Here is a 9,502-nt window from a genome sequence, read left to right as displayed (position 1 = left end):
CTTGTCTGTCGTGTCGAATAATGTTGCGGTCGAATTGATTCGGCGATGTGCCCCGAAAAATAGGGGGCCTGGCGACTGGGTGGCATCATCTCGAGCATGATCAATCGCAGACTTCCCGTGCTCGCGCTTTTCGCGTTGTCCGCCGCCGCAGTGGTGCTCCCGTCGAACACCGCCGCCGCGATCCCCGGCCTCGACGCTCCGGTGATCGAAGAGACCTTCTCGGTGCCGGGCACCGTATCGGCCAAGTTCCGCAACCCGAACACCGAAGGGGTGTGCTGGATTTTCAACAACAAGACCGGCGAGATCTTCGGCGGCAACAACCCCACCTCCTTCGCCATCCCCGACGGCAAAATGGTCCAGACCTCGCTGGGCAACCTCCCGGCGGGTGAAGAGATCCACGTGCGCGGCGCCTGCGCCTACGAGCGCCCGATCGGCAGCCACGACGCCGTGACCGTCACCGATGTCATCGTCGTCAAGGTTGTCGACAAGCCGAGCACCGGCAGCTTCGGCTGAATCGCCCGAGCAGAGAGTAGAGCCGGGGCCTCGCTCGGCTGAGCGACCGGCGGGCTTGTCGATCCGGATCGCCTGGTAGCCAAGCGGTTTCGAGCAGATACCGCTTGGTCCGGCAAAGTCCACCCGGACGGGTGGTAGGTCGTGTGGTGGGGGACAGCGGACACTGGGTGGGTAGTTGTCTCTGCGAGGGAGGGGGATAGGCATGGGCGAGTATCCGGGAATTCGTCGGGTAGTAGAGGTGGTTCGTCGGGTGTCGGGGGGTGGGCCTGTGGTAGCTGGCGGAGCGCGGGACGCTGACGGGAACGAGCGTCCCGTGCCGATCGCGATGGCGCCGCACCGGTTACCTGTGCTGGGGCATCTGGCGCCGATGTTGCGTGATCCATTGGGATTCATGGCGTCGCTGCCTGCGCACGGTGACCTGGTCGCTATCGGCCTGGGGCCGGTGACCGCAGTGGTGGTGTGCGATCTGGAGCTGACTCGCCAGGTGTTGCTGCATGACAAGATCTTCGACAAGGGTGGGCCGACATTCGACAGCGGGAGAGAGTTGGTCGGTGAGGGCTTGGCGACGTGCCCGCACGCGAAACATCGCCGGCAACGGCGTCTGCTGCAGCCAGTGTTCAGTGCGAAACGCATCGCCGCGTACGTGCCTGTGATGGCGCAGAAGATTTCCGAACTGGTCGATTCCTGGCACGACGGCCAGGTCGTCGACGTGAAGGCCCAACTGCACACCTTCGCCGCGCGCGTGATCGCTGCGACATTGTTCGATGGGGCGATCTCGGATGCGAAGCAGGAGCGGCTACTTCGCGATGTCGAAGCCGTCTTCGCCGGTGTGATGCGGCAGGTGATGATGCCGGAGTGGATGCGGCGGTTGCCGATACTGGGTAATCGCGCCTGCATAGCGGCGGCTGCCGAGGCACGCGCCATTCTGGGCGCGCTAGTAGTACAGCGTCGTGCCGAGGGTGTCGATCGCGGTGATCTGTTCTCGGCGTTGGTTTTTGCCCGAGACAGTGCGGGCGGTGGGCAGTTGAGCGACGACGAGATCGTCGATCAGGTGCTCACGTTCTTCTTCGCGGGCACCGATACGAGTGCCGCGACTCTGGCGTGGGCGTTGATCCTGCTCGATCAGCATCCTGAGTTCGCCGCCCGTGTGCACGCCGAGGTCGACACTGTTCTGGCCGGGCGATCCGCGCGGCACGAGGATTTGCCGAACCTGCAGTTCACCGGCCAGGTGATCACCGAAGTTCTCCGGCTGCGCCCACCAGGCTGGTTACAGACTCGGACGGTGACCGAGGACACGCAGCTCGGAAAGCACTCGCTGGCTGCCGGTACCACCTTGATCTACAGCTCGTATGCGATCCAACATCGGGCAGATCTGTATCCCGACCCCGAGCGGTTCGACCCTGACCGATTCGATCCCGGCCTCGCCACGCCACCCCCGCGTAATGCGTTGCTGCCGTTCGCCACCGGTGCCCGCAAATGTATCGGTGACAACTTCGCTGTGACCGAGGCGACCCTGGCCTTGGCGACCATCGCGGCTCGCTGGCGGCTGCAGACTGTTCCCGGTACCGACACCAGGCCCACCATGGCTGTCGTGCCGCAGCCTCGGCAACTGCGCATGCGCGCCACCGCACGTGCACCACAGCCCGCCCGATCCGAAGGCACCATTCAGGCAGTCTGAGACACCGATCGACCGGTCTGTGCGGGCGAGGTCTCGGATGGCAAGGTATTCCTCGTCGGTGAGGTGGGCGCCATTCAGGCCGCGCGGTCTTCGGCTCCGCAGGGACATCCAGGCGCGGATCTCTGTCAAGACCGACTGATATCGCTGCAGGAACATGCGCCGTCCAGCAACACTTGGGTATGGAGCTCTTGGTGTTGGTGGTCCCTGTCGGCCTGGTCGGCTTGGGATTCCTCGCGATCTCCATCAGCGCCCTCAAGGAAGACCGCGCTAGAAACCGTTGGCATAAGGAGCATTTCGCGCGGCAGCAGCAGGAGCAAAGCGAAGCTTCGGGACAGGAGCAGCGGATTTTCGACGAGCTCCGGAGGAAGTACCCGAACCTTCCCCCGCCACGGCGACGGCGCTCGAGCCCGCCGAGCCTGTACGGGGCTGCCGATGTCCCGTATCTGATCATCCGGCAGATACGGAACCGCTGGTAAGCCCTTACCGATCGGTGGTGGGCCAGTCCGCTGGAAATCGGCATGCGGGACGTTGGTGCCGGCCTCGATTAGTTCGGGTCGAAGGACTGTGCACAGTCCCGAGTCGATGCCATGGTGAGGCGTTGCGGGGTCGTCAGGGAGCTCGAAGTCGCTGTCGTGAGCGGTATTCGGCGGCTGCGGTTTTCCGCAGTCCCGGCAGACCGACCTCAGCGCAGCCGGGAGTCGAGCAAGATGGTCGCGATGGCGATCTGGGCCGGATCCAGGGCGGTGTGGCCGTCCTCGACGTCCCAGTGCGCGTTCTGCAGCACGCGACCCAGCGTCCAGCCCGCCGCCCGCTGCCGGTCGAGGCCGAGTACCTCGGTGAGCAGGTCGAAGCGGTAGCGCACGGCCCGCGCCGTGTCGCCGGTGGCGACCATCTCTTCCCAGCGATTACCCAACGCGGGCAGCAGCTCGAAGCCGGGATCGCCCGCGAGCGGCTTCGGATCGATGGCCAGCCACGGTTCCCGCTCGGCCGCGAGGATGTTGTCGAAATGCAGGTCCCAGTGCAGCAACCGGTCGCCGGGTTCATCGACGAGCTCGGCGACGGCGGATGCGCAGGTGCGAACCAGCTGCCGCTCGGCCGGGTCGGGCAACGCCGCCACGATTCGGGGCACTTGATCGAGCATGGCGGCGGCGATGTCGGCCAGTCGCCGCAGCCCGGCTGGTGCGGGAGCCGCGACCAAGCGGGCCAGTAGCTCGGCGAGAATCCGCAGTGCGGCGCGGTCGTCGGCCACCGAAGACAGTGGACGGGTTGCATCCAGCCGTTCCAGTAGCAGCGTGCCGGTGTCCGGATCGTGGTCGAGCAGGCGCACCGCGCCGTCGCCGTTCCAGCCGCGCAGGCCGAGGGGCTCGCCCACGTTCTCCTCGTTGACCGGCTGTAGTTTCAACGCGGCGGGCGTTCCGTCCGCCTTGATCACCGGCAGCACCAGTGACACCATGCCGTGTCGTGCCGGACCGTCCAGGCGCAACGCCCAGCGGTCGAGGAAGCCCGCGGCCAGGCCGGGCAACGCCGCGATCCAGGCACGACCGGACGCACCGTCGTGTGCACTGTGTGACGCCGCCAAAGCGGCGGGGACGTCGATGCGGATCGACGTGCTCATCGTCGAATCTCCTTCGTAGGTTCGGAATGTGGACACGAAGGAGGTGAGGTGGTGCCCGGCTACCGGGCTGGGGTCAACGCATACCGGCCACTTTAGTCGCCATGATCAATGTGCCGCGGCGGCCATGATCTCGCGTTCACGTCCGCGTTCGGTCAGCTCGCGCCGATGACCCGATCCGCGCGCACCTCCGAACCTGTTGTGGGGCAATGTCTCGCGCCACAAACAGCCGCGCTCGCCTCTCGGGCATGCTCGACGGCCGTTAGTGTCGGTGGATGGATCATGACCTCGTACTCGACTACCTGCGGCGGATCGGAGTCGAGGCCTCGGTTCGTCCCGACCTCGACACCCTGCGCGACCTCCAGCGGCGGCATCTCGACACGGTGCCGTTCGAGAATCTCAGCATTCATCTCGGCGAACGCATCGTGCTCGACGAGAAGCTGTTGGTGGACAAGATCGTGCGACGGCGGCGCGGCGGGTTCTGCTACGAGTTGAACGGAGCGTTCGGCACCCTGCTGTCGGCCCTCGGGTTCCCGGTGACGATGCTGGCCTCCGGTGTGTACGACGGCGGGCACGTCCGGCCGCCGTTCGACCATCTCGTGCTGCGCGTGGACCTGGACGGTCCGTGGCTGGTGGACGTGGGATTCGGCCGAAACGCCTGGTATCCGCTGCGTCTGGACAGCGCCGACGACCAATCCGATCCGGCCGGTGTGTTCCGGGTCGTCCCGGTCGAGGACGGCAGCGGCGACCTCGACCTGCTCCGCGACAACGAGCGGCAGTATCGGATCGAGGCCCGGCCCCGCCGGCTGATCGACTTCGAGCCGTTCTGCTGGTATCACCAGACTTCGCCGGATTCGCACTTCACCGGCAAACTGGTGTGCTCGCGACCCACTGCCACCGGCCGCATCACCCTCAACGACCACACCCTGACCCGCACCGAGAACGGCGAGCGCACCGAACAGACCCTGACCGACGAGGCGGCGCTGGCCGCCTACCGCGATCTGTTCGGTATCGCCTTGAACCACCTACCCGCGGTCGCGAAGCGGCGGTAGGTGGTTCCGCGATCGCGCTGCCAACGGAGGCCGGGACCTCGGCTGATCGAACCAGCGGAAGCGGGTCCTGCCACGTGGCTGAATTTGCCGTTGTCGCGGGTCATACCGCTCACGCGCGCGTTGCCGAGGCAGCGGAGCCGCGGTGCGCAACTATGTCGAGGAGCCGGTCGACGAGACGCCTTGCTTCGGCGTCGGTCATCGGTTCGGTGAACAAGGCGTGGAAGTACAGGGGCGCCACGACCAGCTCGACCAGGTCGGCCAGCGTGGGGACCGGCTCGCCACGCTGTTCCGCGCGATCGAGCATCGCCTGTAGTTGACGCTCGCGTTCGGCGAAGGCCGGTGAACGTCGACGCTGTTGTCCCGGCCGGATTTCCATGACCACGGCCCGAAGAATCAGCGGGACATTTCCGTTCCGCAGTGAAGTCGCGACCGCGGCGGCGTAGCGATGGAGGTCATCGGGCAGGGCGCCGGTGTCGGGAAGGGACGCGGTGGTGGTCGACCACTCGTCGACCACGTCGTGCAGTAGGGCTGACATCGTGCCCCACCGCCGGTAGATCGTCGCCTGGTGCACCCCGGACGCCGTGGCGACCAACGGGACGCTCAATTCTTCCCACGGATGCGTCTCCAGCAGCCCGAGCACTGCTGCGTGGACTGCGGCGCGCACGCGTGCGGACCGTCCACCGGGCCGCTGCATGGTTCGTCGGTCGTCCATACCTAGATCATAACGCGAGGATTCTTGCATTAGTGCCCGGCCGTGCGTATCGTCACTAACACGAGGATTTTCGCGTTACAGTTCGGAGGGCATCATGCAGCGACAGATCTTCACCTTCGTCGGCCACTACCTCGAGATGGTGCTGGCGATGTTCATCGGCATGGGCCTGCTTGCTCTGCTGTGGATGCTGATCTGGCCCGGTCTGCACGACCGGCCGGTGGCGAGCACGCTGGTCATGGCGGCCGATATGACGATCGGCATGGCCGGGTGGATGGCGATACGCGGGCACAGCCGACGGATGATCCTCGAGATGTCCGTGGCGATGATCGCGCCCTTCGCAGTGCTCCTGGTGCCGCTCGCGACCGGAGCCATCACGGCCGACACCCTGATGACGGTCGGGCACGTGCTGATGTTCGGCACGATGCTCGCCGCCATGCTCCTGCGCCGCTCGGACTACACGCACCGGCGCGAGACGGTCGTGCCGCCGGATCGGGTCGGGAACATCGCGACGCCGTGACGCCCGTAGACCCGAGAACGAAGAAGACACCCATGAATCCGTCGATGACCGCAGCCGCCGGCCTCGCCGATGCCAAGCGGCCGGTGCTGAGTTACTGGCCGGCCGCGTTGGGGTTGGCAGCTGCGACCTTCCAGATCGTGACCGGCGTGGCGACCGACGCAGTGGCGATCACGGTCACGGTCGCGGCCTGCTGCTACCTGGCCGCGGCTGCGCTCGGCCGACCCTGGATCGCCTGGGCCGGTATCCCGGCGGGCTCGGTCGCGGTAGTGCTCAGTGAGATCGCTGGTATCGCCTGGTGGCAGGGCTTGGCGGCGTTCGCAGTTGTGTTGGTAGTGGCCGGTGTGGTGCGCCGGGCACCGGTCCGTCCCTTCACCGCGCAGATTCTGGCGCTGGTGGGGTTCGGTGGCCTCGCCGTAGCCGCATTGCTGGTCAACCCACGCTTCGGCCTTGCCATTGCGGGTACTGCCCTGGCCGCCCACGCCGCGTGGGACTACGTGCACTGGCGGCGCAACGCGGTAGTCCCACGTTCCCTGACCGAATTCTGCTTCGTGCTCGACATCCCCTTCGGAGTCGCTGCCATCGTCATGGCCATCACCGGATGACTGCCACGCCGCTTCCCGACCCACACCTGGCGGGCATCAGCGAGACGCCTCGTGCCCGGTACCTCGGTATCGGATCGAGGTACCGCCGGGGAGTGATGTGCCCGCGGGTCGGCGGTTCATAGCGTGAGTCGCATGCCCACAGTCTCGAAGGTCGCTGCCGCCCTCGCTCTCGCCGGAACCGTCGCCGGTGCCGGAATCGGTGTCAGCTCAGCAGATCCCGTATCGACGGGGACGGCGCAGCGGGTCGCGGTGATCGGCCTCGGTGGCACCATCGCCGGCGCCTCCGACCGGCGCACCGATCTGGAAACCTATCGGCCCGGCGCCCGGCCGATCGCCGAGCTCGTCGACTCGCTGCGTCCCGAAATCGGTGATATCGCGGCGTTGTCGACCGAAGACTTCGGGCAGCGTGGGTCCGGCGACTACACCGTCGGCGACCTCTACGATCTGGCGCGGTTGGTCGAACGCCGCCTCGAAGACCATGATTCCGTCGTGGTCAGCACCGGTTCGGCCACCATGGAAGAGCTGAGCTACTTCCTCGACCTCACCGTGCGCAGCACGAAACCGGTTGTCGTGACCGGCGCGATGCGACCGTGGACCGCGATCGGCAGCGACGGACCGGTCAACCTGTACAACGCGATTCGCCTCGCCGCGAGCAACCGGACCACTTGCTTCGGCACGGTCATCGCCCTCAACGACCAGATCCTGCCCGCCCGCGACGCCACCAAAACCGACTCGACCCGCGTGCACACCTTCACCACCCGCGAGTACGGCGACCTCGGCACCATCGACCAGGCCGGCGTCCGCCTGCAACGTGCCCCCGCCCGCGTCCAACGCTGCGACGACCCCGCCCGCTGGCGGACCCCCTTCGACCTGACCACGATCAACCGCGACACCCTCCCGCGCGTCGACATCGCCGATAGCTACCTCGACGCCCCCGCCGAGCCCATCACCGCCTCCGTCGCCGCAGGCGCCAAGGGCATCGTCTTCGCAGGCACCCCCTCGCCGAACCAGGCGCGCGTCGCGATGGCGGCCAAGGGGATCGCCATGGTCGCCACCAACGCCTACGGCTCCGGCGCGATCACCGTCGACCCGAAGATGGGCGTCGTCAGCGGCGGCGACCTCGCCCCCGAGAAGGCGCGCCTGCTGCTCCTCCTGGCACTGGACAGAACGGCCGACCACGGCCAGATCGTCGCCTGGTTCCGCGATTACGGCAATCAGCAGTTCTGAGGCGCCCGAGGAAGACCTGTCAGGAGCTGCGCCTACATCGGCGTGATCGCCCGGACGACGAGCATGCGCTGTGGGCTCGGGCAGATCAGGTTGTCCCAAGGCAGCCAGAGCGATTCGGTGTTGTCGGGCGGGTAGACGCGCAGGGTGTTGGTGCGCAGGGCCGCGCACTCGTTGATCTGCTTGGGATAGGAGATGAACTCGAATTGCGCCGCACCGTCCGGTGCGAGCGTGACCGGAGCAGGTTTGGGCGCTTGCGGGCCCTGGTCTCGAACGGCGGGCTCGCCTACCGGCTCACCGGTGGGGCCGTTGGTTTGCGAGATGCCCGGGAACCCCTGCAGGACACAGGTTCGTGAGCTGGAGTTGATGAACCTCAGGAACCAGGTCCCGCCCACCGGGCCGCCGACGCCCTTGTCCAGGCGAAGCTGGGCGGTCACGCACTTCGGGGGAGCGGTGTCGGCGGGAGTCGTCGGGTCCGCGACGGCGGTTCTGGTCGCAGGTGCGGGCGCGGGTACGGGTGCGGGCGCGGCGGTGGCCTCGGGGACGCTGCCACCGGGCTCAGTCGTGCGCCCGGGTTGGGTGGTCTGCCCGGTTTGTGCTGAAGGCAGCGGGGTTCGGGTGGGCGGCGCCCCGGGTGTCGAGTTCAGGCCGCAACCGCTGGCGGTGATGACGACGCCCGCCGCGAAGCCGGCGACGATCAGGGGCTTGATCCGCATGAGATTCCTTCGAGTTCGATATTGCGACCGTTCGGTATACAAGCTGCACATCGAGGTGCGTCGGTCCCCGTTACTCGATGCGTCGGTTGCGGATCTGGGTAATCCGCTGCAAGTCAACGCAATTCGCCGAAGCTCTGTCTGATACTGCCTGCTCCGGACACCTTCGGGCAAAGTGTTAACACCGAGTCGATCAACCTGCGCCCCAGAAAGTGGGGGCCGTTCGCGGATGAGCTACGGGGTCTCGGTGGTTCGAGACAAGAGGCCGCGGTCCAGGGCGACGACGACGGCGTGGGTGCGGTCATTGACGTCGAGTTTGGCGAAAATGCGTAGTAGGTGGGTTTTTACGGTGGCTTCGGCGATGGTGAGGCGTTGGCCGATTTCCGGGTTGGAGAGGCCATCTGCCACTGCGTGCAGGACGTCGATTTCGCGGGGGCTCAGGGTGATCGGGGCGGGGCGGCGGATGCGGGCTACCAGGCGTTCGGCGACCAGGGGAGCCAGGACTGTGCGGCCGCGGGATGCGGCGTGGATGGCCGCGACGAGTTGGTCGCGGGTGGTGTCTTTGAGGAGGTAGCCGATGGCTCCGGCTTCGACGGCGCGTTCGATATCGGAGTCGGTGTCGTAGGTGGTGAGGATCAGTACGCGAGTTGTGCTGCGGGTGGTGATTTCTCGGGTGGCTGCTACACCGTCCAGGATCGGCATGCGTAGATCGAGCAGCGCCACGTCGGGTTTCAGACGTTCGACCAGTGCGATCGCTTCGCTGCCGTCCGCCGCTTCGCCGACGATATCGATGGACGGTTCGGCGGCCAGCAGGGCCGCGATTCCGGCGCGCATGACGACGTGGTCGTCGGCGAGGATCAGGCGGAGGCGTTCGGCCAT

At 66.7% G+C, this 9,502-nt stretch carries 10 protein-coding genes; 6 read left to right on the top strand and 4 right to left on the bottom strand.

Annotation, left to right across the window (positions count from 1 at the left end):
• The first annotated feature begins 96 nt into the window (after window positions 1-96).
• On the top strand, window positions 97-513 hold the full coding sequence (locus tag NN4_RS26955) for a hypothetical protein (RefSeq protein ID WP_147137129.1): 417 nt from the start codon (window positions 97-99) through the stop codon (window positions 511-513).
• Between the two features lie 313 nt (window positions 514-826).
• Entirely contained in the window at window positions 827-2,191 is a 1,365-nt protein-coding gene (locus NN4_RS26950) for a cytochrome P450 (RefSeq protein WP_246181102.1), read from the top strand.
• A gap of 682 nt (window positions 2,192-2,873) precedes the next feature.
• On the opposite strand, the gene NN4_RS26945 is transcribed toward NN4_RS26950, so the two are convergent.
• A complete protein-coding gene (locus tag NN4_RS26945) occupies window positions 2,874-3,806 on the bottom strand; it encodes an aminoglycoside phosphotransferase family protein (RefSeq protein ID WP_186818655.1) in 933 nt (310 codons plus the stop codon).
• A 272-nt stretch (window positions 3,807-4,078) separates the two neighbouring features.
• On the opposite strand from NN4_RS26945, the gene NN4_RS26940 reads away from it, so the two are divergent.
• Window positions 4,079-4,855, top strand: coding sequence for an arylamine N-acetyltransferase family protein (locus NN4_RS26940; protein WP_147137126.1), 777 nt, complete (start codon window positions 4,079-4,081; stop codon window positions 4,853-4,855).
• A 109-nt stretch (window positions 4,856-4,964) separates the two neighbouring features.
• Here the strand turns inward: NN4_RS26940 and NN4_RS26935 are convergent, their stop codons facing one another.
• Complete coding sequence (locus NN4_RS26935; protein ID WP_186818654.1) at window positions 4,965-5,567, bottom strand: TetR-like C-terminal domain-containing protein; 603 nt, start codon at window positions 5,565-5,567, stop codon at window positions 4,965-4,967.
• Between the two features lie 94 nt (window positions 5,568-5,661).
• Between NN4_RS26935 and NN4_RS26930 the strand changes: the two genes are divergently transcribed.
• From NN4_RS26930 to NN4_RS26920, 3 genes are all read left to right on the top strand, one after another.
• A complete protein-coding gene (locus NN4_RS26930) occupies window positions 5,662-6,084 on the top strand; it encodes a hypothetical protein (RefSeq protein WP_147137118.1) in 423 nt (140 codons plus the stop codon).
• Window positions 6,085-6,128: 44 nt separating this feature from the next.
• The gene (locus tag NN4_RS26925; protein ID WP_147137115.1) at window positions 6,129-6,686 is read left to right on the top strand and encodes a hypothetical protein; all 558 of its coding nucleotides are present in this window, start codon (window positions 6,129-6,131) and stop codon (window positions 6,684-6,686) included.
• Window positions 6,687-6,818: 132 nt separating this feature from the next.
• On the top strand, window positions 6,819-7,913 hold the full coding sequence (locus tag NN4_RS26920) for an asparaginase (RefSeq protein ID WP_147137112.1): 1,095 nt from the start codon (window positions 6,819-6,821) through the stop codon (window positions 7,911-7,913).
• A gap of 32 nt (window positions 7,914-7,945) precedes the next feature.
• On the opposite strand, the gene NN4_RS26915 is transcribed toward NN4_RS26920, so the two are convergent.
• Together NN4_RS26915 and NN4_RS26910 are read right to left on the bottom strand one after the other, a co-directional pair.
• Window positions 7,946-8,626, bottom strand: a complete 681-nt coding sequence (locus tag NN4_RS26915; protein ID WP_186818653.1) for a DUF4232 domain-containing protein — start codon at window positions 8,624-8,626, stop codon at window positions 7,946-7,948.
• 231 nt (window positions 8,627-8,857) lie between these two features.
• Window positions 8,858-9,502, bottom strand: a complete 645-nt coding sequence (locus tag NN4_RS26910) for a response regulator (protein ID WP_147137106.1) — start codon at window positions 9,500-9,502, stop codon at window positions 8,858-8,860.

It is taken from the genome of Nocardia ninae NBRC 108245 (assembly GCF_007990755.1).
GTDB classification, from domain to species: domain Bacteria; phylum Actinomycetota; class Actinomycetes; order Mycobacteriales; family Mycobacteriaceae; genus Nocardia; species Nocardia ninae.
Note: the sequence above shows the minus strand (reverse complement) of the source record. Positions and strands in the feature narration are given on the sequence as shown.

Bases quoted from the DNA above. Each gene is read 5' to 3' on its own strand.
- NN4_RS26955 (WP_147137129.1), top strand. From the start codon at position 97: ATGATCAATCGCAGACTTCCCGTGCTCGCGCTTTTCGCGTTGTCCGCC.
- NN4_RS26945 (WP_186818655.1), bottom strand. From the start codon at position 3,806: ATGAGCACGTCGATCCGCATCGACGTCCCCGCCGCTTTGGCGGCGTCA.
- NN4_RS26940 (WP_147137126.1), top strand. From the start codon at position 4,079: ATGGATCATGACCTCGTACTCGACTACCTGCGGCGGATCGGAGTCGAG.
- NN4_RS26935 (WP_186818654.1), bottom strand. From the start codon at position 5,567: ATGGACGACCGACGAACCATGCAGCGGCCCGGTGGACGGTCCGCACGC.
- NN4_RS26930 (WP_147137118.1), top strand. From the start codon at position 5,662: ATGCAGCGACAGATCTTCACCTTCGTCGGCCACTACCTCGAGATGGTG.
- NN4_RS26925 (WP_147137115.1), top strand. From the start codon at position 6,129: ATGACCGCAGCCGCCGGCCTCGCCGATGCCAAGCGGCCGGTGCTGAGT.
- NN4_RS26920 (WP_147137112.1), top strand. From the start codon at position 6,819: ATGCCCACAGTCTCGAAGGTCGCTGCCGCCCTCGCTCTCGCCGGAACC.
- NN4_RS26915 (WP_186818653.1), bottom strand. From the start codon at position 8,626: ATGCGGATCAAGCCCCTGATCGTCGCCGGCTTCGCGGCGGGCGTCGTC.
- NN4_RS26910 (WP_147137106.1), bottom strand. From the start codon at position 9,502: ATGGCCGAACGCCTCCGCCTGATCCTCGCCGACGACCACGTCGTCATG.